The sequence below is a fragment of the Spirosoma endbachense genome (assembly GCF_010233585.1).
GTDB lineage: Bacteria > Bacteroidota > Bacteroidia > Cytophagales > Spirosomataceae > Spirosoma > Spirosoma endbachense.
Genome location: NZ_CP045997.1, coordinates 1,664,399 through 1,687,077, shown reverse-complemented (window position 1 = coordinate 1,687,077; position 22,679 = coordinate 1,664,399). Strand labels below are relative to the sequence as shown.

General features: G+C 47.6%; 21 protein-coding genes. 9 read left to right on the top strand and 12 right to left on the bottom strand.

Going from position 1 to position 22,679, the window contains the following annotated elements; genetic code table 11:
- The first annotated feature begins 114 nt into the window (after positions 1-114).
- Positions 115-450 (top strand): HNH endonuclease, encoded by a 336-nt coding sequence (locus GJR95_RS06610; protein WP_162385120.1) that lies wholly within the window; start codon positions 115-117, stop codon positions 448-450.
- Between the two features lie 107 nt (positions 451-557).
- On the opposite strand, the gene GJR95_RS06605 is transcribed toward GJR95_RS06610, so the two are convergent.
- Positions 558-1,595: an aldehyde dehydrogenase family protein gene (locus GJR95_RS06605; protein WP_162385119.1), complete on the bottom strand. Its 1,038-nt coding sequence runs from the start codon at positions 1,593-1,595 to the stop codon at positions 558-560.
- Positions 1,596-1,729: 134 nt separating this feature from the next.
- Here GJR95_RS06605 and GJR95_RS06600 point away from each other — a divergent pair, with 134 nt between their 5' ends.
- The 3 genes from GJR95_RS06600 (at position 1,730) to GJR95_RS06590 (ending at position 4,970) form a co-directional block, all read left to right on the top strand.
- Complete coding sequence (locus tag GJR95_RS06600; RefSeq protein WP_162385118.1) at positions 1,730-2,080, top strand: 4Fe-4S dicluster domain-containing protein; 351 nt, start codon at positions 1,730-1,732, stop codon at positions 2,078-2,080.
- 332 nt (positions 2,081-2,412) lie between these two features.
- Positions 2,413-3,570, top strand: coding sequence for a porin (locus GJR95_RS06595; protein WP_162385117.1), 1,158 nt, complete (start codon positions 2,413-2,415; stop codon positions 3,568-3,570).
- Between the two features lie 65 nt (positions 3,571-3,635).
- Positions 3,636-4,970: an ammonium transporter gene (locus GJR95_RS06590; protein ID WP_162385116.1), complete on the top strand. Its 1,335-nt coding sequence runs from the start codon at positions 3,636-3,638 to the stop codon at positions 4,968-4,970.
- A 193-nt stretch (positions 4,971-5,163) separates the two neighbouring features.
- Here the strand turns inward: GJR95_RS06590 and GJR95_RS06585 are convergent, their stop codons facing one another.
- Complete coding sequence (locus GJR95_RS06585; protein WP_162385115.1) at positions 5,164-5,571, bottom strand: DUF6855 family protein; 408 nt, start codon at positions 5,569-5,571, stop codon at positions 5,164-5,166.
- 159 nt (positions 5,572-5,730) lie between these two features.
- Positions 5,731-6,648 (bottom strand): TolB family protein, encoded by a 918-nt coding sequence (locus GJR95_RS06580; protein ID WP_162385114.1) that lies wholly within the window; start codon positions 6,646-6,648, stop codon positions 5,731-5,733.
- 269 nt (positions 6,649-6,917) lie between these two features.
- Between GJR95_RS06580 and GJR95_RS06575 the strand changes: the two genes are divergently transcribed.
- The 3 genes from GJR95_RS06575 (at position 6,918) to GJR95_RS06565 (ending at position 9,175) form a co-directional block, all read left to right on the top strand.
- Positions 6,918-7,352 carry a GNAT family N-acetyltransferase gene (locus GJR95_RS06575; RefSeq protein WP_162385113.1) on the top strand — a complete coding sequence of 145 codons (435 nt, stop codon included), beginning with the start codon at positions 6,918-6,920 and terminating at the stop codon, positions 7,350-7,352.
- 35 nt (positions 7,353-7,387) lie between these two features.
- Positions 7,388-7,768: a DUF3471 domain-containing protein gene (locus GJR95_RS06570; RefSeq protein WP_162385112.1), complete on the top strand. Its 381-nt coding sequence runs from the start codon at positions 7,388-7,390 to the stop codon at positions 7,766-7,768.
- A 90-nt stretch (positions 7,769-7,858) separates the two neighbouring features.
- Positions 7,859-9,175: a PQQ-dependent sugar dehydrogenase gene (locus GJR95_RS06565; protein ID WP_162385111.1), complete on the top strand. Its 1,317-nt coding sequence runs from the start codon at positions 7,859-7,861 to the stop codon at positions 9,173-9,175.
- 121 nt (positions 9,176-9,296) lie between these two features.
- On the opposite strand, the gene GJR95_RS06560 is transcribed toward GJR95_RS06565, so the two are convergent.
- Positions 9,297-10,961, bottom strand: coding sequence for a hypothetical protein (locus tag GJR95_RS06560; protein WP_162385110.1), 1,665 nt, complete (start codon positions 10,959-10,961; stop codon positions 9,297-9,299).
- On the bottom strand, positions 10,951-11,559 hold the full coding sequence (locus GJR95_RS06555; RefSeq protein WP_162385109.1) for an RNA polymerase sigma factor: 609 nt from the start codon (positions 11,557-11,559) through the stop codon (positions 10,951-10,953). The genes GJR95_RS06560 and GJR95_RS06555 overlap by 11 nt, the downstream gene beginning before the upstream one ends.
- Before the next feature lie 171 nt (positions 11,560-11,730).
- Here GJR95_RS06555 and GJR95_RS06550 point away from each other — a divergent pair, with 171 nt between their 5' ends.
- On the top strand, positions 11,731-12,483 hold the full coding sequence (locus GJR95_RS06550; RefSeq protein WP_162385108.1) for an SGNH/GDSL hydrolase family protein: 753 nt from the start codon (positions 11,731-11,733) through the stop codon (positions 12,481-12,483).
- Positions 12,484-12,567: 84 nt separating this feature from the next.
- Here the strand turns inward: GJR95_RS06550 and GJR95_RS06545 are convergent, their stop codons facing one another.
- The 4 genes from GJR95_RS06545 to GJR95_RS06530 all read right to left on the bottom strand — a co-directional run bounded on the left by GJR95_RS06545 (position 12,568) and on the right by GJR95_RS06530 (position 19,799).
- The gene (locus GJR95_RS06545; protein ID WP_162385107.1) at positions 12,568-15,699 is read right to left on the bottom strand and encodes an efflux RND transporter permease subunit; all 3,132 of its coding nucleotides are present in this window, start codon (positions 15,697-15,699) and stop codon (positions 12,568-12,570) included.
- Between the two features lie 105 nt (positions 15,700-15,804).
- On the bottom strand, positions 15,805-16,956 hold the full coding sequence (locus tag GJR95_RS06540; RefSeq protein WP_162385106.1) for an efflux RND transporter periplasmic adaptor subunit: 1,152 nt from the start codon (positions 16,954-16,956) through the stop codon (positions 15,805-15,807).
- Between the two features lie 546 nt (positions 16,957-17,502).
- A complete protein-coding gene (locus tag GJR95_RS06535) occupies positions 17,503-18,132 on the bottom strand; it encodes an NUDIX hydrolase (RefSeq protein ID WP_162385105.1) in 630 nt (209 codons plus the stop codon).
- Positions 18,133-18,206: 74 nt separating this feature from the next.
- Complete coding sequence (locus GJR95_RS06530; RefSeq protein WP_162385104.1) at positions 18,207-19,799, bottom strand: NAD(P)/FAD-dependent oxidoreductase; 1,593 nt, start codon at positions 19,797-19,799, stop codon at positions 18,207-18,209.
- A gap of 225 nt (positions 19,800-20,024) precedes the next feature.
- Here GJR95_RS06530 and GJR95_RS06525 point away from each other — a divergent pair, with 225 nt between their 5' ends.
- Complete coding sequence (locus tag GJR95_RS06525; RefSeq protein ID WP_162385103.1) at positions 20,025-21,233, top strand: acyl-CoA dehydrogenase family protein; 1,209 nt, start codon at positions 20,025-20,027, stop codon at positions 21,231-21,233.
- 44 nt (positions 21,234-21,277) lie between these two features.
- On the opposite strand, the gene GJR95_RS06520 is transcribed toward GJR95_RS06525, so the two are convergent.
- Genes GJR95_RS06520 through GJR95_RS06510 form a run of 3 tightly spaced genes read right to left on the bottom strand, consistent with a single transcriptional unit; the run spans position 21,278 to position 22,561 of the window.
- On the bottom strand, positions 21,278-21,661 hold the full coding sequence (locus tag GJR95_RS06520; protein WP_162385102.1) for a VOC family protein: 384 nt from the start codon (positions 21,659-21,661) through the stop codon (positions 21,278-21,280).
- Positions 21,662-21,692: 31 nt separating this feature from the next.
- The gene (locus GJR95_RS06515) at positions 21,693-22,085 is read right to left on the bottom strand and encodes a DUF3224 domain-containing protein (protein WP_162385101.1); all 393 of its coding nucleotides are present in this window, start codon (positions 22,083-22,085) and stop codon (positions 21,693-21,695) included.
- A 23-nt stretch (positions 22,086-22,108) separates the two neighbouring features.
- Positions 22,109-22,561, bottom strand: a complete 453-nt coding sequence (locus GJR95_RS06510) for a GyrI-like domain-containing protein (RefSeq protein WP_162385100.1) — start codon at positions 22,559-22,561, stop codon at positions 22,109-22,111.
- Between the last annotated feature and the right edge of the window lie 118 nt (positions 22,562-22,679).

The following is a 22,679-nucleotide window of genomic DNA, read 5'->3' as shown; positions in this document are numbered from 1 at the left end:
ACCAGGCTTTTGGCGTAGCCGTGCCACGGTTCAGTGAGTGTAATTAAGAACCGTGGCACGGCTACGCCAAAGGCCTGGATATAGTAAACAATTAAAAAGTTTTCAGTTTTTACGATGACTTTACCGCATACACTAAATGGCAATCGGGTGCTTAAACGACTGGATTTCGGCCAGTTGCACACGAAGTATTTCAATCATCGGCGGTTACAGGTATTTGCCAAAAAAGGGACTTCCTGTGTTCGCTGCGGAGTAGAAGGAGTGTACCTGATCGCGTCGGTTGATCAGGGGGGCGGGCACCATGTCGACCTGTTCACCGCTAATTTTACGCTCATGACCATCGACCACATTCTGCCCAGATCCAAAGGAGGACAAAGCATACTGGCGAATTATCAGCCTATGTGTCAGTACTGTAATTCCCGGAAAGGCAATACGCTGGAAAGTGAAACCTAGTGAGGATTTTTGACTTCGTTCTGGTTCAATCAATAGCCGATTGAACCAGAACGAATGTTAACGCTGAAGGCAACTAGAAACGGATAGGCTCGTTACTTCTGTATGCCCTACAATTGCGCTAAAAAGGCCATTGTATCGATACCATCGGCATAATCGCTCAGTCCAGGTCGTTGTGTCTGACCAAAAGCAACAGTCGATAAGCCGACATGACCAGAAAACCAGTTCTGAGCTGATGCGACAAGCTGAATGCGGTCGGCGCGTTCATTGAGCCAGTTTGTAGCATCAGCAAGCGTCCGGTAAGTCTGGTAGTATAGAACCGAAATCGGTGAGACCAGATTATCATTTTCGGTCAACAACAGGTAACCATTGTCGAAGTGAGGTACGGCATTGATTAGGTAAATTGACTTGTTGTAGTCGTAATTGTTCTGGTATTTATGGTTGTTAAGATACAACAGAATCTGAGGCTCCAGCGTTCGTAGAAGGGGCGTAAAATCATACCCTTCCGGCACCAGAATCGTTGATACATTGCGACAGCCCAGGCCATAGTAGTCAGAAATATCCTCGCCTAGTTTCAGGAATTCGTCGTCACTTTCTTCACCCATCAATAAGCCGACAGAGGTGCGATTTTTGCGAATAATGCTTGGCTTTTTAGCAAAGTAATACTCGAAATACCGAGCCGTGTTGTTACTGCCCGTAGCGATGTAGGCGTCGGCCGTGTTGAGCCGTTCCGCTTCTTCGATATGGTCCGCAAAATTAGGATTGATCTCTTTTATTTTTTGTATTAAATAATGGATTAGTACAAAATCCTGCGTACTTAACTTGGCGAGCAGATCATGACCACTCAGCAGTACGCAGAGTAAATCATGAAAACCAACCGCCGGAATATTTCCTGCCATGACGACCCCAACACTTCGGGAAACAGCATTTGGCTCAGGTGGGTAGGAATGAACCCATGCATTTAATTTATCGGCCGTCAGGAACTCATCGGCAATGGCTCTCAAGGCGTTTAATGTATTGGCCGGTGTAAACCAGTTATTCTTATAATAAGCCCGTTGAGCAATTTCCTCTAATTCGGGCAGGGCTTCGGCGGAGCGTAAGAAGTTGCCTAAAGCCACGAACGTTTGTAGGCGTTCTGATTGAAGCATGAAGTAAATAAACAAATGGAATACACCATCAACTAATGTAATGAAATTTTAGTTTGCCGTTAACCTTTAAATAGTTATATTTGTTGTTCAATTCAGGAAGATAAAAGTTTATCGTCTATAAATCTGTACTGCTCATGGCAATCATGATCACTGACGAGTGCATCAACTGTGGTGCCTGCGAACCCGAATGCCCCAATACAGCCATCTATGAAGGTGGTGTCGAATGGACCTGGGGTGGTGGAACCGAACTGACCGAAGTTGATTTTGGTGACGGGACGGTTGTTAGCGGCAAAGCACCACAAGCACCCGTTTCTAATGAATTTTACTACATCGTGAATGATAAATGCACAGAGTGCATGGGCTTTCATGAGGAGCCACAATGTGCGGCTGTTTGCCCGGTGGACTGCTGTGTTCCCGATCCTGAAAATGTAGAAGATGAAGAAACACTACTGGCCAAGAAAGCGTGGCTTCACGCTGAGGCCTAGTAGGAACACTATTACGCATAAAAAAGCCTGACTGGATTATCCAGTCAGGCTTTTTTATGCGTAAGCCAATATGAGAATAGGAATATTTTAAAAAAATTCGCTAAAAGAATATTTGGCAAAAAGTCTTGAATACAGAATATATTAAAATTTAGAAAAAAATGCAAATTTTAGGTACTATACGTGTAATTATTAGAACAATTTGAACAAAATAGCATAAAACATGAAAAATTGCTCTATTGTTTAACAAAATCTCTTGTGTGGAATAAATTATATGATAAAATTTGTCCCCGGTTAAACTACAATTTCACCCACTACTCCACCAAAGAAAAAGCATGAAAAAAACAGTTTTACTTCTTAGTTCTTTGTTTGCCGGGTTTGGCGCTTTCGCCCAAGATTCAACGAGTACTACTCCGGGGAAATTTACGTTCTCAGGCTACATGGACACCTACTATTTGGGTAACTTCAATAACCCAAAGAGTCAGTCGAACCTTGGTTTAAATGGTTCAGGTGTTGGTAATGCACGGGCTTTTGATCAAAAGGCGGGCCAGTTCGGAATTGGATTAATTCAGGCGAAGGCGACGTATACAGCCGATAAGGTTGATGCTGTTATGGACCTGACGTTTGGAACATTTGCTGATCTGGGAAACTATGGCAATAATGTTGGTCTTCTCGGAACACCAGGATCAACAGCGCTGGCCATTAAGCAGGCATACATTGTCTTTAAGGCCACGCCTAAATTATCGTTTACTGCCGGTCAGTTCGGTACTCACATCGGTTATGAAGTTATTGATGCTCCCGTTAACTACAACTATTCTTTATCTAACCTCTTCAATAACGGGCCATTCTATCACATCGGCTTAAAGGCACAATATGCGTTCAGTGATCGTGCTTATTTAATGTTAGGCGTTGTCAATAACGTTGATAACCTGGTTGACAATAACAAAAAGAAGGGTCTGATCGGGCAGTTCTTTTTCTCGCCGGTTTCGGGCTGGAATGTTTATCTGAACGGAATTATCTCGAACGAAGCTTCTCAGGATGTAACAGGTGTTAAGGCTGATGACGCCAGTTATTCACTGTTCGACCTGACAACTACGTATCAGATTACATCAAAATTCTATCTTGGTCTGAATGCTGCTACTGGCTCCCAGAAAGGTGATTATCAGGGTGTAGGTGGTCCATCTACATCGAAAAGCTGGGGTGGTGTAGCCGTTTATACAAACTACGCATTTACTGATAAATTCGGGTTGGGCTTACGGTATGAAACATTCGACAACAAAAATGGCGCTCGCGCTTTGACGGATGCAGCAGGTAATGGCGCAAGTGTGAACTCGATTACGATAACGGGTAATATCACAGCGGCCGATGGTCATGTGCTGCTCAAGCCTGAACTCCGGCTTGATAGCTACTCGGCCAATAAGTTCGAAAAGAATGACGGTTCACTGACTAAGTCGCAAACGACGCTCGGTATGGCGGCCATCTTCAAATTCTAAGCCTGTATCTCCGTTTTCTTAACCCAAATTCCATAAATCAGTACAACAAAAACCCCTCAATTATTATGCAAAAGCCCAATTACGTACCTCTGATTCTGCTGGGAGTCTTCGCTATTCTCGGTGTGCTGCCCGGTTTTAACAGTGTTCCGACGCAAATTGTGACGGAAGGCATCAACTCGGGCGATACGGCCTGGATGCTCGTTGCTACAGCTCTTGTCTTGTTAATGACCCCTGGTCTGGCGTATTTCTACGGCGGGATGGTCAACAACAAAAACGTTATCTCAACGATGCTGCAAAGCTTCATTGCGATGGGTGTTATCAGCATCCTCTGGGTTGTAGTTGGCTTTAGCCTGGCTTTCGGTTCATCCATCGGTGGTTTCATTGGCAATCCAATGGATCACTTTATGTTCAAAGGCGTTCTGGACGGAAAGCCCTGGTCATTGGCAGCATCTATTCCATTGGTCGTATTTGCCTTCTTCCAACTGAAGTTTGCCGTCATTACGCCTGCTCTGGTTACAGGTTCAATGGCTGAGCGGATCAATTTCCGGTCATACGTTTTGTTCATGATCCTGTTTAGCCTGTTCGTATATGCGCCATTAGCACACATGACCTGGCATCCAGATGGTTTCTTCTTTAAGAGAGGTGTACTTGATTTTGCTGGTGGTACGGTTGTTCACATGTCTGCTGGCTGGGCTGCGTTGGCCGGTGCTTTGTATCTGAAGCGTCGTAAGTCGCACCTTGAAGCTAGCTATTTCCCACCTGCAAACATTCCATTCGTACTGTTGGGTACTGGTCTGCTGTGGTTTGGCTGGTTTGGTTTTAACGCTGGTTCGGCAGTAGGAGCGACTCCGTTGGCTGCTTCAGCTTTCGCAACAACGAATACAGCTGCGGCTGCGGCTGGTCTTGCCTGGGTTCTGTTTGATTCGGCTAAAGGCAAGAAAGTATCGGCACTGGGTTTCTGTATCGGTGCTGTTGTAGGTCTGGTTGCTATTACGCCAGCAGCTGGTTTCGTAACGGTTCCAACGTCAATCTTTATCGGTACAGTTGCGGCAATCATCTCGAACTATGTAGCCCATCTGCGGTCTAAGTCAACGCTTGATGATACGCTGGACGTATTCCCTTGCCACGGTGTTGGTGGAATGGTAGGTCTGCTTATGACTGGCATCTTCGCTAGTAAAGGTGTTAACTCGGCTGTTACGGTCGAAGGACTGGCCTTTGGCGAAACAGGCCTGTTTGTCGAACACCTGATCGCTCTGGTTCTGGTATCAATATTTGCTTTCGGTATGTCATACCTGCTGCTGAAAGTTACCGATCTGATTCTGCCCTTGCGTGTTTCTGAAGAGGACGAGAAGTCGGGTCTGGACGTAAGCCAGCACGACGAATTCCTGATCGAAGCGTAAGATACGACAACATAGCCACAGGCACCCTGTCTGGCCGTTATGTCCGGCAGCTTTACTGTGGTTTTGTTGTACTCATGGAGCCGCTCCCGCTTGGGGGCGGTTTCCTGCTTTTAGATGAGTCATATACACACGAGCCTTTCCATGAAAGCAACTAATGCTTCTGGAAAGGCTCGTGTGCTAGGTGATTGGCTCGTTAAATTGCCCGCATTCGATTGTTTTTAGGATTATGTTCCAGTTCTGCAAGCCCCAAAACTTCCAGCAGGGGAGGAATATACATGCCGAATCGGCCCCGTAATCCTTTTTTCAGACCGTACCAGCCACCGACTGGGTTTTCTGATGACCGTCCCCATGCCTCAACGGTTCCTTGCTTTGCGTCTTTTTGTTCGTCGGCAGCACCAAGCTCCATCCAGTCGCCATGTTTCTTAAGCATGTCATGCAAATCAGCTATGCATCGATAATCGTAGTACAAAACCGTTTTCCCGACTGTGCACACTAAAACATCGTTGCCATCTTTTACATCTTTGTACAATTCGTAATCTGATGTGCCGGGCGGAGTTTTTAATTTCCACGGATCTTCCTTCGTACCGGTTGCGGTAGCCATCTTAACGGGATTTAGATTAGTTGTGTACTTAGTTAAGCAGGACTGACCAATCGACTACTTATTGTTTTTTATATAAAAACACCCATTTGTTGGCAATCATATATTTAGGACTTACGCTTAGAATTCTTGACAGAATGATCAAGCATTCGTCGTCAACGATCATTGTCCGACCAAAGCTAATTTTTTACCTTGTGGATCAATAGCAAGCCGGTTTAGTTGTTTGATTCCAAAGCTGCTAAAATCAGCGAGTTGTGTCCAGGTTGGGGTTACATTTGGCTTATAGTGGTATAAGACCGAGCCACGGCACATAAGTAACGTTCCATCGGGTGTCCAGACAAAATCTTCACTACCCTCAAGCGTTTTTACGATCAGTGATGACTGACGTGTCTGCAGATCGAGCTGCCTGATTTCCCAATCGGTGGGTGTTCGTTTGTGCACAAAACTAACCGCATTTTTGCCGGGTACATTTTGGAGCGCCCGGCCAATATTTCCTTCAATTCGGACGGTATCGCCGGTAGTAGTCTGAGCCAGTTGGAGCGAATTTGGTTTACCTAAGATAAATAAGGCCAGCCAGTCGTTGGACAGCCAGCAATGGTAACCTACGGGCTTAACATTTTTCAAGACCAGTTCTGGCTCGCCATTGCCCGAAACAGGAAATTTCCACAATCGTTGTGTTTGATCTTTCTCAACCCGAATCACCGAAAAATAGGTTGTATCGGGCGTGATGGTTGGTGAATATTCGCTTTCGGGTGTCCGGGTCAGCTGAGTGGTGGACTTTTGCTGAACATCATACCGATAAATATCTGTCTGGCCATCCTCCCGCATCGAGGTATAGAGCAAACCTATGCCGTCAGGCGAAAAAGAGGGCTGATTGTCATAGCCTATGCGCTGGGTTATATTTGTTGGGCTGCCCACTTGAGCGGGTTTACTTTTCAGGTCAAGGTCAACCAGAAATATGTCGGCGTTGGGAGGGCCTTGGCCAATGGCGAGGTGACTGGAGACAAGCAGTACGATAAATCGGGAAAAAGACCATGATGGCCTAACAATCTTTGCGTAGAAGGTCTTTGTGATCAGCATGAGTTGGTTGTTGTGAAGACTATTTTGATTACAGCATAAGATAAGCCTTTACTGGGTTTTTTTCATAACTTTTTGATCTACATTACATCAGGAATAACTCGATATGTTAATCTGCCTTTTCTCCTAAACCACCCCAATCGGCATTTATTATTCACTTGTAGTTCGGCCCTGATTGATAAACTTACCTGTTTATGATTTTATGAAGAATTGGCCTTTTCTAGTGGCTTTCCTGAATCTTTGATAGCTTGCGTTTACTATCACGTTTGACAATGACGAATACCAGTCACGCTGGTCCTGTTTTGATTCAATCGATCACGCCAGAACAGACCTATCAACTCCGCCATAGTGTCTTATGGCCCGACAAGCCAATCGATTACGTAAAGGTCGAGAATGATTCAGATGGATTTCATTTTGGGGCATTTCGGGACGATAAACTGATTGCTGTTATTTCGTTGTTCGTAGATGAGCAAACGGCCCGTTTTCGCAAATTTGCAACTGACCCCGACCATCAGCATCAGGGAATCGGTACGAAGTTGCTGAGCCATGTCATAGCGGAAGCCCGTCGGTTAGGAGCGACCTTACTTTGGTGTGACGCCCGACTCGATGCCGCTGATTTTTATCGCCGATTCGATATGGAAGCCGTTAGTGAGGTATTTTATAAAGGCCCAATTCCTTATGCCCGGTTTTCGCTGGCACTTTACTGATTATGTTTATTACTTTAACTAAACCCCTTAAAATCATGAAATTAACGGTATCAATTCTGTTCATAGCCATCGTATTATGCAAAGCTGGCTCGGCTTATGCACAGGCCACAGCCCCATCGGCTAAAATGGCTGCCGATTCGGTCAATCTCAACGTGTACACCGGTTCATACACACTTGCCAGTGGTAGTCCAATTCAAAAATTTACCGTTACTGCCGATAAAGGAGACTTATTTGGGGAAGCCGACAGCTACGGTAAAAACAAGCTGATCAAGCAAGCCAAGCCTGATACCTATCAGTCTACAAGCTCTTATGGGTCGATTATTACGTTCGTTCGGGATGGGACGACAAAAGCTGTAACGGGGCTTACTTTGGCCACACAGGGTACGGAGCTATCGGCAAAAAAAGATAATCCGTAACCAAAAGATTGTCCATTGAGTTAAGTAAGCATGTTTCCGAAATGTAGCAACCATGCTTTTTTTGGAAAAAATGCACACTAATACTCAACGATGAAAACGACTGGACTTATTCTGACGGCGGCTGTAATGGCTGTCTTATCGGCTTGTAGCCAAAAAAAAGAGAGCAATCAATCGGCTACCGAAGTAGCCACCGCCGACACAACACTTGATCTGCCTGCTCCTTACGCTACTAAATCGGCGTTGCATTTTAGTAATGTGGTTGGCTGGCCAACTGGTAAAACACCGCAGGCGCCAGCAGGTTTTACAATAACTGAGTATGCCCGCGATCTGGCTAGTCCGAGGTGGATTTACGTAGCACCTAACGGCGATATTTTCGTTGCTGAGTCGAATACCGAGCGAAAAGGTGTTAAGCAGGCGGTAAAGAATGTTGTGACGGGCCAGAACAAATCTGAACGAACAGAAGAGAGCGCCAACCGGATTACACTCCTGCGCGATACGAATAAAGATGGTAAGCCCGAAGTTCGGGAGACGTTTCTGGCCGGGCTCAATCAACCGTTTGGTATGCTTGTGTTGGGAAATAGTTTCTTTGTGGCTAATACCGATGGCTTAATGCAGTATCCATACAAGGCAGGTCAGACTAAAATGACCGCACCGGGCAAGAAGATTCTGAACTTACCCGCTGGTGGCTATAACAATCACTGGACGCGTAATCTGCTGGCAAGTCCCGATGGCAAGAAAATATATGTCTCGGTCGGATCAGGGAGCAACGTGGGCGAACATGGTCCTGAAAATGAGCTCCGTCGGGCTAATATTCTGGAAATCAACCCTGATGGTACAGGCGAACGGATTTATGCCAGCGGTTTGCGTAATCCGGTCGGTATGGACTGGGAGCCAAAAAAAAATATACTGTATACCGCTGTTAATGAGCGAGATGAGCTAGGCGATGATCTGGTGCCTGATTACCTGACCAGTGTTAAGGAAGGCGCTTTCTACGGGTGGCCTTATTCATACTATGGTCAGAATGAAGATCCGCGCCGGAAGGGAGAACGGCCTGATCTGGTGAAAAAAGCGATCGTTCCCGATGTGCCGTTGGGTTCTCATACGGCTTCGCTTGGCCTGGCTTTTTATGACCAGAAAGCATTTCCAGCAAAGTACCATAACGGTGCGTTTATTGGACAGCATGGCTCCTGGAATCGCTCTGCGTTTTCGGGGTATAAGGTTGTATTCGTACCCTTTACCGATGGCAAACCCGGCAAACCTGAAGATTTTCTGACGGGCTTTATAGCAGAAGGAGCGGATAAAGATGTCTATGGTCGACCGGTGGGCGTAACGGTATTGCCCGACGGATCAATATTGGTAGCCGATGATGCGGCCGGACGAATCTGGCGGGTAACGGCTAGTAAATAGGTAGCTATTAACCCGAAAAAAGAATCAGCGAATAAAAACTCTACCAGAGAGCCTATTCGCTGATTCTTTTGTATAAAACGATCCGTGCAGCAGTTTCGCCCTATTATAAGGCCTTAACGGCTTAGAATTGATAAAATAGCCTTGCTCTTAGCCCAACCGTCGCATCCTGCTGACAACCTGGGTCCGACTGAAGGGGTGTTGAAATGACAGGACCTGCCTGGATTGCCCAGTGCTTATTTTGCCATTCAAGACTAGCGCCAAAAGTCATGTTGTTGAACAAGTCCACTGGCCGAATGCTCCTATCCTGAAATTTTTCGTATCCCTTCCAGTAAGGCAACTGATGATAGAAGCTAATGTATTGCTGACTTTGCAGGTTTAGCGATGTGCCAATTGTGGGTAGCAGCGTAAATGATTGACTGAGCGGAATGCGATAACCCAGGCTAATTGGAAGCTGAACACGAACCGTATACATCTCAATGCCAAAAATGTCGAGCCGTGGGTCAAGGCCCCGCGCGTACTGTTTACGAAAATCCTGCGGAATATTCTTGTCGAATTCCAAGGGACTGCGGAAGGCAGCTGTTGCAAATGTGGCCTGACTTAATCCCAATCCCAAACTCCAGTGTTTGGATGCCAGAAGCTCCGTATAGACCCCCATACTCCACATCTCGGAATTGATATCCGTACCGATACCTGCTCTCAAGCGTAGCGGTATTGATTGAACCCGCTGGCTGGTCGGAGCCGTTGTGGGTTGACCACTGACAACCGTTACCGCTGTTCGGGCCGGGCGCATTTGTCTGGCACGTTGCGCCAACAGCGCATCCCAGCGAACTGTATTGGTCTGCATTGGTAATGCCGCCAGCGATTCATAAGCAAACGTCGGTTGCGTTGTTTCTCCTGTACTGATAACGGGAGGAATATCTGATGATACAGGTTGATTTTGTACTACCTGATTGTTGGATGATGAAGGTGTTGTAACATTCCCGTTCGTTACTTCTCGGGTAGAGGTCTGATTCGTGTGCTCTACGTTCGTGTAACTACCAGAAACCCGATCCCGACCTTTAGTTGGCCGGTCTGCAATAGCAACATTCTCTGCCGATTTCTCCGGGTGTGTAACCTCGACACGTGGCCGAGATCCAGTCGAAATGGGTTCTGCAATGCGGTTTTCAGGCTGATTTGTCGTTCGATTTCGGGTCGTGCTTCCGACCCGTTCTGTTGAAGAAGAAAAGTCAGTTTTTGCAACCTGATTCCCCGTACTAGTTCGCTCGGGTTGCTTTGTGAGCTGAGAACTCTCAGTTGGCCGAAGCCGAGTTGCTGGAGCAGGTACTGTTACGTACCGGTCTATATAGACGGTGTCGCGTTTCAGCGTAACCGAGTTTCGTTCTGGTGCAGCATCTACTGACGTTTCGCTTTTCTGGTTACGCGGATTCGACTCAGAAGTAACCGCTTCCGATTCAGTAGCAGGCTGCGTTATATGGGCAGCATCGGGTTGGGCTGTTTCTAACCGATTCGCTTTTTGGGTTACTTGCTGAAGAGTTTGATGTAAATGTTTTAATTCATAGTGTTGCCAGATAGTGGTGGTTAAGAAAATAGTTGTTCCAACAGCGCCTGCAACTGCAAATCGGGCTGCCTGACTAGCAAAGGGATGAGCGGACGGAGTGGGCGCATTGGGAGATGGGCCAGCCTGTTTAAGGGTTGCCTGCATCCGCGCCCAGTCCCGCTCGGAGAAATCGGGTCGGATGCTATCCAGCTTTCGCCTGATAATATCGGCAAATCGATCAGTTTTCATGATATGGTATTGGAGCCGAGGGGCTGGTCTTAGCGTGGAAAGGATATGCCTGCCGAATCATTTGCTGGAGTTTCTGGCGGGCGCGTGCATAATTAGAACGTACTGTGGCTTCGTTGTGTGAAAGTATACCTGCAATCTCGTGGAGGCTATAACCATCAACAACGTGCATCATAAACACCGTTCGGTAGGTAGGTGTTAGCTGCTGGACCAGGGCAAGAATTTCTTCGGCGGCAATCTGATCAACAACATCTTCATCAAGCGCTACCTGTTCGCCTGATTCCAGATTGGTGTGTTGTTCCAGTTGATGATTACGCCGATAATGGCTAATAGCCGTGTTGACCAGAATCGTTCGAAGCCATGCCTTAAAGGGCTGGGTTTCGTCGAATCGGTCCAAATGCTGAAAAACCTTTAGAAATCCCTCATTCAGCACATCTTCAGCCTCTTCGCGGCTAGAGGTGTAGCGTAGACATATACTCTTGGCATACCCAAAAAACTGCTTAAATAGCGTTCGCTGCGCCCGGGGATCGTTGGCACGGCAAGCCTGAATGACACTGATTAGGTCATGTTCGGCAAACGAGGACGATTTTTTGAAAAACAACGTTCGTTCCGATTAGGGTGAGTATACGCACATACGTATTAATACGCAGGAAGTCTAGGGTTCGTTGCATACGATCCCAAAAAAAATATCAAATTTTTTACAATAAACTGCCACACTTACTTATTGGCAAGCGTATGGTCAAGAAAAGGCATTTAGATGCCACTTCATCCGATGAAGATATTGATAATTGGCGACCGGCATGTTGGTGGTTACGGCCTTACAGCCGGGCAAATTAGTTTTGTTGGCCACTTTATTCGGCAAATTAGCGAGACGGGCCGAGCCGTTTCGGTGGAGGCTTATGTTCATTCAACGTTATCAGGTGTTCAGTCAACACTGTCGCAACTACCCCTCGAACGATATGATCTGATCGTCGTACAGGGAGGTCAGGGCTGCCTGGATCATCCGGCTGGTCTGGGGGCATTACTTGTGCGTAATACCGATAATTTGCCAGATATGTCTGGCGATGTGATTTTGCCCGATTGGTTGCAACCAATGCGGAAAGCCGAACCCTCGGGACTATTGAACCAGCTTTCGAAAATAGGGAAACGCCTGTTAGTAAAAGGCTTAGCTGCCTTTGGCCGACTTCCTCGCCTGCTTACCGTTCGGCAGGAGTTGACGAACTTATTGACCCTTTTGAGACCTCACCGTCATAAAGTGATATTGCTTAGTCCGTTTCCGCATCGTGAGCCGATTTATCAATGGTTACGCCAGCAGGGAAAATCCTTATTCATGCGGTCGGAGGTTCGCCAGTCGTTCAGTGTTTTCGATTCCGATGCGGTCGTTCAACCGCGCGAAGAATATTTTCTAACGAATGAGCCGGGCTATCTGAATGCGATTGGGCATGAACTGATAGGCCGTGCCTTGTTTGATTTTTATCTGGCCGCACCAACCATTGTTGCCATTCACTCCATCCGGCGGAGTTGACCTATAATCTTACTAACCAACCTATGAGAAAATCCCCGGTCAGGTTCGCCTGCCGGGGATTTGTTTGTTGATAGCGGCTCGAACTTAAACGCCCATTTCAACTTTTTCGGGCTTGGTCGTATCGCCTTTGTGGTTGTCTTCGGGTTGAGGTAGCGACGGCTTCTCTACGTCTTTCCGGCGTGACATGTATGTATAAATAACGGGCACGACATATAGCGTCAGAATGAGGGAGAACATAAGGCCGCCTACAATAACAATACCCAATGGAACCCGACTCTTCGAAGCTGAACCTAAAGCCAGCGCTAGCGGTAAGGCACCAAATGCGGCTACAAGGGTCGTCATTAAGATCGGACGAAGCCGTAACGCGGCCGATTCGATAGCGGAATCAAATTTACTTTTACCCGTCAGACGCTGTTCATTGGCGAATTCCACGATCAGAATCCCGTTTTTGGTAACCAGACCCACAAGCATGATGACACCAATCTGACTGAAAATATTCAGCGTTTGGTTAAACATCCAAAGTGAGAAAACAGCACCGGCAAGAGCCAGCGGCACCGTCATCATAATGATGAACGGATCGATGAACGAGTCAAATTGAGCGGCCAGTACCAGGTAAATCAGAATCAGCGCCAGACCAAAAGCGAACAACGTATTCGAGGAACTTTCGGCATAATCGCGCGAAGGTCCCGAGAGAGACGTCTGGAACGTTTGGTCCAATGTGCGAGCGGCAATGGCCTGCATGGCGGCAACCCCGTCGCCAATGGTTTTGCCCGGTGCCAACCCTGCCGATACCGTTGCCGACTTAAATCGGTTATAATGGTAAACCTGCGGAGGACTACTGACTTCCTGGAACTTCACCAGATTATCTAACTGGATCAACTGCCCTTGATTGGAACGTACGTAAAACGAAGCCAGATCGACGGGTTCGTCGCGATCTCTCCGGTCCACCTGACCAATAACCTGATACTGTTTTCCATTCATCAGGAAATAAGCCAACCGACGGTTACTAAGCGCTAACTGCAATGTCTGGGCAACATCCTGTACCGAAACGCCCAGGTTTGTTGCTTTCTCGCGCTCGATCGTAATATTCAACTCCGGTTTGTTGAATTTCAGATCGACATCGGAGTTGAGGAATGTTGGATCTTTCTGAACCTCTTCCAGAAAAGACGGCAATTTCTCCCGTAGTTTTTCAAAATTCAGGTTTTGAATGACGAACTGTACCGGTAGGCCACCTCCCTGCCGACCCACCTGAATGGTTTGGTCCTGAGTAGGGAACATGCGGGCTTCACTGAACTTTCTGAGGTTTTTCGTCAGGTAATCGACAATATCCTGCTGAGACCGTTTCCGCTCGGATGCATCAACCATGTTGACCATCACGAATGATGAATTAACCGCTCCCGACCCTGAGTTGCCCGGTGCTACCACACTAAACGCTAATTTGTTTTCTGGAATAGAATCCAGTACAAAGTCTAATACCCGATCCGTAATGACCGACTGGGCTTCGAAACTGGTGCCTTCGGGCGATGTAATAGAAATACGTGTGCGGCCACGATCTTCGAGTGGGGCCAGTTCTGATTTAAGCAGCGAACCCAATCCGAAAATAGAACCCAAACAAACAAGAATCATCACAAAAGCCCACCTACGCTTCTTCATAAAGGAGTTGAGCGAATCGCGATAGGAGTCATCGAGCCATACGAAAAACGGTTCTGTTTTACGATAAAACCAGGATCGACCGTGATTTTTACTAGTCAGTTTTACACTCAAAACCGGCGTTAATGTCAGGGAGACAAAGGCCGAGATCAATACGGCTCCTGCTACTACAATACCAAACTCACGGAACAGGCGGCCCACAAACCCCTGAAGGAAGATGATCGGCAGGAATACAATTGCCAGTGTGATAGAGGTCGATACAACCGCAAAGAAAATCTCGTTGGACCCTTCTTTCGCGGCTTGTTCTGTGGGCATACCTTCTTCAACTTTCTTGAAGATATTTTCCGTAACCACAATACCATCATCGACCACCAGACCGGTTGCCAACACAATGGCCAGAAGCGTCAGGACATTGATACTGAAATCGGCCACATACATGATGAAAAAGGCACCGATCAACGATACGGGAATATCGATTAACGGCCGGAACGCAATGAGCCAGTCACGGAAGAAAAGATAGATGACCAGAACGACCAGAACAAATGAGATGAGCAGCGTTTCGCCAACTTCTTCAATAGCCCGCCGAATAAAGATACTTCGATCCGTACCGACAAAGACGATGATGTCGGGAGGTAAGTCTTTTTTTAGCTGATCGAATCGTTTGTAAAACTCATCGGCAATGCTGACGTAATTGGCACCGGGCTGTGGAATCAAAGCCAGAATCACACCTACCGTTCCGTTTTGTTTTGAGACCGTTTCTTCATTCTCAGCTCCCAGAGTTGCGTAGCCGATATCTTTAAAGCGGATGATCTGGTTGCTTGTTTGCCGAAGAATCAGGTTGTTAAAGTCATCTTCCGTTGTTAACCGCCCTACCGCTTTTACCGTTAATTCGGTGTTATTGCCATAAACCTTACCGCCCGGCAGCTCAACATTTTGCGCCGTTAATGCACTCTGAATATCCTGCGAAGTCAAACGGTAGGCCGATAATTTGATTGGGTCGATCCAGAGACGCATGGCCTGACGTTTGAGCCCAAAAATATTAGCCTGACTAACGCCCGGAATGGTCTGTAGCCGCTCCTGAAGTACATTCTCGGCATAGTCCGATAATTGAGTCGGGCTACGCGTTGTACTCTGAACGTTCAAAAAGATAATCGGTTCGGAGTTGGCATCCGCTTTCGTTACAACCGGTGGAGCATCAATATCCTGTGGTAATTGCCGTTGTGCCTGAGATACTTTATCCCGGACATCGTTGGCGGCCTGTTCCAGGTTGGCATCCAGGTTAAACTCAACGGTAATGTTACTGGACCCTAGGGAACTGTTGGATGAGATTGTCCGGATACCTTCGATGCTGTTCAATGACTTTTCGATAGGCTCGGTGATCTGCGACTCAATAATTTCGGGGTTAGCGCCTGTATAGCTTGTTCGCACCGAAATGACCGGGGGGTCAATTGCCGGGTATTCGCGTACACCAAGAAAGGTGAAGCCAATAATCCCGAACAACACAATGACGATGGACATCACCATCGCAAAGACCGGTCGGCTCAGACTTAATTCGGGGAGACTCATTGTTGTTGAGTTGTGTTATAGCGTTTTTACTGATATGGAGTTTTCTGGGAGAGTAGAGGAGTTAATGCTCTATACCTGTAAAACTCTATAAATCTGTATCTGATTTCAGTTTGCGGCAACTTTAGGGCCATTACCCAACAACGATACCACTCGACCAACTTTAACGGGAGCATCCTGTTTCAGGAACAACAAACCTGTAGTGGCAACCGTATCACCTAGCTGCACTCCCGACAGGATCTGGATCGTTCCAGCCGTACGAATACCGGTTGTGACGTCTTTAAACTGGGCTTTCCCATTTTTAATGACAATTACCTGATTCGTCCGTGTTTGTGGAATGACTGCCTGCGTTGGAACCACTAAACTCCGTTCGTTCTGAATCGTCAGCGTTACGCGGGCAAATGTACCGGGCCGGAAACGGGCCGTTGTGTTGTTGACTTTTGCCCGGATACGAAGGTTGCGGGTCTGCTCTTCTACACCGGGTTCAATAGCATACACAACTCCCTGACTCGCCTGAGCACTTCCATCTACTAAAAACGAGATAGTGCTCCCTGTATGTACCGACTGCCCATATTTTTCAGGAATCGAGAAATCAAGTTTAAGGGAGGAAATTTGTTGAAGCCTTGCAATGAGTGTATTGGGCGAAACGACTGCACCAGAACTAACATTCCGCAAACCGATCACGCCCGAAAAGGGAGCTCTGATTTCAGTGCGTTGCAGGTTGGCTCTTACCAGCTCAATATCAGCCAGAGACGACCGCAGGTTTGTTGTCACAATGTCGTATTCCTGTTGGCTAATACCGCCCCGTTCCAGCAGCTGCTTGTTTCGGTCTTCGGTACGCTTGGCATTGTCGGCCTGAGCCTGAAGTTTCAGCAATTGGGCCCGTAGATCAGCATCGAAGAGTTTAACTAACAAATCTCCTTTTTTAACCGGCTGGCCTTCCTGAATATTTAGCTGGGTGATTCGGGCCGAAATTTCAGGATAGATATCAACCTGTTCGGCTGCAAGCAATGATCCGCTGGAAACAACATCTTCTTTCAGGTTTTTCATAATGACAACGAAGCCATTGACACTGGCCATTCCGCCACCGCCCGCTCCGCCTTTACCACCTGGTCCACCTTTACCCGACCCGCCTTTGGCGTCGCCACCTCCACCGGGGCCACCCGAATTGGCTCCTGGAGCCGGATGTAACACTTTATTGTACACAATTATCCCGCCGAGTACCAGAACGACGAGACCGATAGCAATCCATCTTTTCACGGAGTAGTATTTTGCAATAAGGAACTTGATTTCTAACGGTAGAGAAGCCGTATTTGTTACAAACTACAAAGCTATTAATGTTGTCGACTATATCAACAGCCAGATGCCTGTATATGAGCTATTTTTATGAGAAAATTGAATCTATTTCTGAGTCAATAATTATGTGTTTTATCCGTAGAAATGCTTACGATGGTCTAAGGGTATTCAGGCACCATAATGAGTGTATACCATGATTATGAGCCTACTATTGTTTAGCCGTTTTTTAGAGCTTGTTGGGCATTTTAGCAGTTTTACTTATAAAACTCTGCCAAATAGGTAGCTTATGTTCTCAGGCGAAATTTTGTTTCAATTAAGCCGTTTTGTGTGATGTGCAGTGTAGGCGGATACCTGAATTAGGTGATATAAACTAGCGGTTTGAGCTAGATATAGCCTAAAGGTCTTGGTAAACCATCCTTTTACTGGTTATTTACGGCATGGGTCGAATGACTTAAACCCCCGGATTTAGAAGAAGAAGTGGTTGATTCACATCCGTACATTCCAGATCGCTCACGAATCCATGATCATCAGCAATTCGCTGATCATCATAGCGGTGGCGCCCCAAACACGCTGCCCCTGGATCTGGTAAAATGGAGCATCGACAACAACCCCTCTCACCTCGATCTGGCTATCACCAACGATGGTCTCGTCCAGCAAGGTGTCCAGATCAACTTCAACAACAGCTTCTACTTCGCGGGGATCAGGGTAATAATCCGGGCGATAAGGAAGCATACCGACAACTGGCTGTACATAAAAATTGCTTGGGGGAATAAATAACTCGGTCAATAACCCAAGTACTTTCACATCGGACACCCGGATGCCAACTTCTTCCTGGGCCTCCCGTAAGGCCGTTCGGGTTAAGTTTTCGTCGAACCGTTCCATTCGCCCGCCCGGAAAAGCCATCTGGCCCGCATGGACTCCATCATACTGCGGCCGAAGAATTAACGGCAGATAGATCGAGTCCTGATACGGGTAAAAACAAATCAACACTGCACTCCGTCGCGTCCGTTCATTGGGTTTAATTCCCAGGCGATAGCGGGCCGCCGATGCCATTTTCTGATGGGCTACTTCGCCGGGTAGCGGTTTCATCAATCGCTTGCGAAGGTCTTCAGTAAAGTTATGGAACGAGGTGTCGATCATATTGGTATCTAGTTTTTGGCGTTTGGATCACGTATTCGTTGACTGACTGAAGTCGTATTCCGAAAACCTAAAACTCATTTATATAAACTCACAAGCTGCTCGGCACAGCGTTCGCCGTCCATTGCAGCCGAAACAATACCACCCGCATAGCCAGCTCCTTCGCCACATGGAAACAACCGCCGGACCTGTACATGCTCGCATGTGTCGCGGTCACGTGGAATCCGAACGGGCGACGAAGTGCGACTTTCAACCCCAATTACCTGACCGTCGTTGCTCAGGTAGCCACGCATCTTCTGGCCAAAATCGCGCAGACCCTCACGTAACGGCTGTACAATATGGTCGGGTAGGACCTCGGCCATATCTACGGATGCTAAGCCCGGTTGATAGGATGTCGGTAACAACTCGCTTGACACCCGCCCATCCACAAAATCAGCTACGCGTTGGGCTGGAGCTGTTTGAGAGGGTTGGCCATTGCTCTTTCCTCCCATACGGCAAGCCCAGCGTTCCAGATCCTGTTGCAAAGCTAATCCAGCCAGCGGCCCTTCGTCGGCATAAGGCTTCAGGTCATGGTCTGTAATAGCCACTACCAGGCCTGAATTGGCATATTTCGAATCCCGACGCGAAGGCGACATTCCATTGACCACCAACTCGCCCGGTGCCGTTGCGGCCGGAACAATAAAACCTCCGGGACACATACAAAACGAAAATACACCCCGTTCTACCCCATTAAATCGGGTCTGCGTCACCAAACTATACGACGCTGCGGGTAGGTAATCTCCTCGATTCGGCCGGTGATATTGGAACTGATCAATCAGACTCTGCTGATGTTCAATGCGAACCCCCATGGCAAATGGTTTCGCTTCGATCAGAATTTTTCTCGCTTGCAGTAAATAAAAAATATCGCGTGCCGAATGGCCTGTTGCCAGAATAACCCCGATGCCGGTCAGTTCGTCACCAGTTGCCGTCACGACGCCTTTCAGCTCGTTGTTTTCCAGAATCAGGTCGGTTACTCGGGTATTGAACCGCACTTCGCCACCCGCGTCCAGGATACTTTGCCGAAGGTCGGCTACTACACTAGGGAGTTTGTTGGTGCCGATATGTGGATGTGCATCGACCAGAATTTCATCAGTGGCACCATGCGCGACAAAGATCTCCAGGATTCGTCGTACATCGCCCCGTTTGGTTGAACGGGTATAGAGTTTACCGTCTGAGTAGGTTCCGGCTCCCCCTTCGCCGAAGCAGTAATTCGACTCCGGATTAACGATATGATCTTTATTGATGGCTGCAAGGTCGCGTCGGCGGCTACGAACATCGCTGCCCCGTTCCAGCACGATAGGTTTGACACCTAATTCAATCAAGCGAAGGGCCGCAAATAAACCCGCTGGACCGGCACCAACGACAATGGCATGCGGAGCCGACGCCGAATCGCTGACGCTGGTTTGCGGTTTTTTATATTGGATAAGTGGGGGAGGTGTTTCATTGACAAATACCTCGGTATCGATATGGACCCTTATTTGTCGTCCCCGCGCATCGATCGACTGCCGACGCTTGCGCACGACTGCCGGGCTATCGGCAGATAGTCCGAGCAATTGGAAGACATGCCCCCGAAATGCCGCATCGTCGTAGGCGTGTTCGGGCGACATGGTCACTGAAAGTTGGTGAATCATGAATTTACAGGGCCGGTTTTTATCCGGCAGATGGTTCACAAAAATACATGAAAACAGGCTGCTTTTTGCTTAACAGGAAGGCTCGGATTTGGGTTCGGCTTGTTACTCTGTGGGATTTAGATGTTGATCTAATTAGTTTCTTATTTTTCCTAACCCTCATCGTCAGCAAATTGGCAAAAAAACGCAATCTTGCCAACAAGCTCTATCTTTTTGAGTTGTTGAAGTATGCAACCCGCAACCATGACCCCACCCCGAAATAAGGTAGACTCGTTTGAGTCGCCTGACTTCTACTGTCTTGACGATCTACTAATGGCCGAACACAAGCTTGTTCGTTCGGCTGTGCGCGACTTTGTGAAACGCGAGATTACGCCTATTGTTGAAGAACATGCGCAGCGGGCTGAGTTTCCGGTGCAGCTTGTTCAGAAGTTTGGCAAGATTGGCGCATTCGGGGCTACTATTCCAACGGAATTTGGAGGAGGTGGCTTAGACCAGATTTCGTATGGCCTGATGCTTCAGGAGATTGAGCGGGGCGATTCAGGAATGCGCTCCTGCGTGTCGGTTCAGAATTCGCTGGTGATGTATCCTATCTATACATTTGGATCGGAGGAACAAAAGCGGAAATACCTGCCAGGACTGGCCAAAGGCGAGCTACTCGGTTGTTTTGGCCTGACCGAGCCCAACCACGGATCTGATCCGGGTGGTATGGAAACGAACTTCATCGAGCGGAGCGATTATTACCTGCTCAATGGATCGAAGCTTTGGATCACCAACGCACCGATTGCCGACATTGCTATTGTCTGGGCCAAAAATGATCAGGGCAAGGTCAGAGGTCTGATCGTAGAGCGGGGCATGGAAGGGTTTACGACGAATGAAATCACGAATAAATGGTCGCTTAGAGCAAGTAGCACGGGAGAACTGGTTTTGCAGGATGTGCGCGTACCGAAAGAGAATATGCTGCCAGAAGCATTTGGCTTGAAAAGTGCCATAAAGTGTCTGGATCAGGCCCGATATGGGATTGCCTGGGGTGCGTTGGGAGCCGCTATGGAGTGCTATGAAGTAGCCCGGCGTTATGCACTTGAACGCATTCAGTTCAATAAGCCCATTGCCAGTTTCCAGTTAGTACAGAAGAAATTAGCTGAAATGTTAACGGCGATTACTCAAGCCCAGTTGCTTTGCTGGCGTTTAGGCATGTTGAAAAACGAAGACAAAGCTACTACCGCTCAGATATCACTGGCCAAACGAAACAACATCGAAATAGCCTTACAGGTTGCTCGTGAAGCCCGTCAGATGCTGGGAGCTATGGGAATTTCGGGCGAGTATCCGATTATGCGGCATTTGATGAATCTGGAGTCGGTAAGTACCTACGAGGGAACGCACGATATTCATCTGCTGATTCTGGGTGCCGAAATTACGGGCATTCCGGCCTATAAATAACATGAATGACCAACGCCCGCCAGGTAGACGGGCGTTGGTTTTGTTCAGGCTTCGGTAGGTGGAGCGTAGGTGACCAGATCGATACCGATACCGTTTGGGTCAACGATGGCGAAGTGGCGATCACCCCAGGATTCGTCGCGAAGATCTACGACAATCGGAATACCTAATGCGCTGATTCTTGCATATTCTTCGTCAACATTTTCCGTTTCGATCGTTAGAAAAACGCCTTTTCCGTCGAATGCGGGGTGAAACAATGAATGTTGGGTTGGATGATTGGGCAGTAGGAAACTAAGTTCAGTTTGCCGATTTGGGGTATGGAGTAACACGTAAAACTCATTCTCGAACGTGGTGCCGAAATTTAGAATGTCTCGATAAAACTGTTTGGTTTCGAGAAGCTTATCCGTGATTATTCCCGCATTTAATTTCATGGTATTTGTCGTTTAGTTGAGCAGATGGCACTTAGTTAAATTCATAATCAAGCGTAACGGTCGAGTATTGCCCTTTGGGGGCAACGTATTCGCCCTGGCCACGAATCCCGACCAGATCACCCGTGCCACTGCCTGGTATGATTGTAAGGCTTGCACGTGCCATTCCGTTTTCATACGTACCAATCCCCTGTACGACAAAGCTCCCCGACCGTTCACCAAGTTTGCCGATAATGCGTTCCAGGCCAATATATGAGCAGGAGTCGTCACTGCGGTACATCATCAGGTATTCTTCCCAGCTTTCGCCTTCAATATCACCGACAAAGGTGTTCGTTACACGCGATTGCGTCAGTTTAGGTGCGCCATCGAGTTCATCGTACGCATCCTCTTTCCAGGATTTATAAATACGTTGTGCAGTTGCTTTCATGGTTGAGTCGGTTTATCAGGTATTTATGCAATGCCAATCTGTACTTCCGTTACGTTGTTTTGAGGGTGTTTTAAGTCCATGTTCAGGTACATTTCACGGAAAATGCGGGTTGGTTGTTTTCCCTGTTCAAACACAGCTGGTATCAGTCGGCTATAGGTAGTGTGAAGGTTTTCCCAGGGGCCAAGGTGTAAATCGGTCAGGCAGGTAAACGGCTCCCAATCTTTGAAGGCAAAGCCTTCTGGTTGTCCAATCGCTTCGCTAACGGGTAGGGAAACCTCCAGACGGAATACCGTATCGGGGTTGCTATCGACCCCATAATAGACCCAGTAGATCGGCCCTGTAATGTCTATTCCGAGCCGGTTGGCCTCCCGATAAATGCCTTGCGCTGTCACGTTCCAGAATTGACCGAGGTCTTTCAGGGTAGTGTCAGCGGCATAATACAGGACAGTCATTGGGGGAGCTTGTTTGGTTTGCATGTGTGTTCGAGATGCTTGGTTTTACTAACAGCACAAAGGAAACTTGCGCCTGTGACAGCAGTATGTCAGCAGGATTTAAGCCTCCCGAAAAGGATATTGCCATGTATGAAAAACCAGC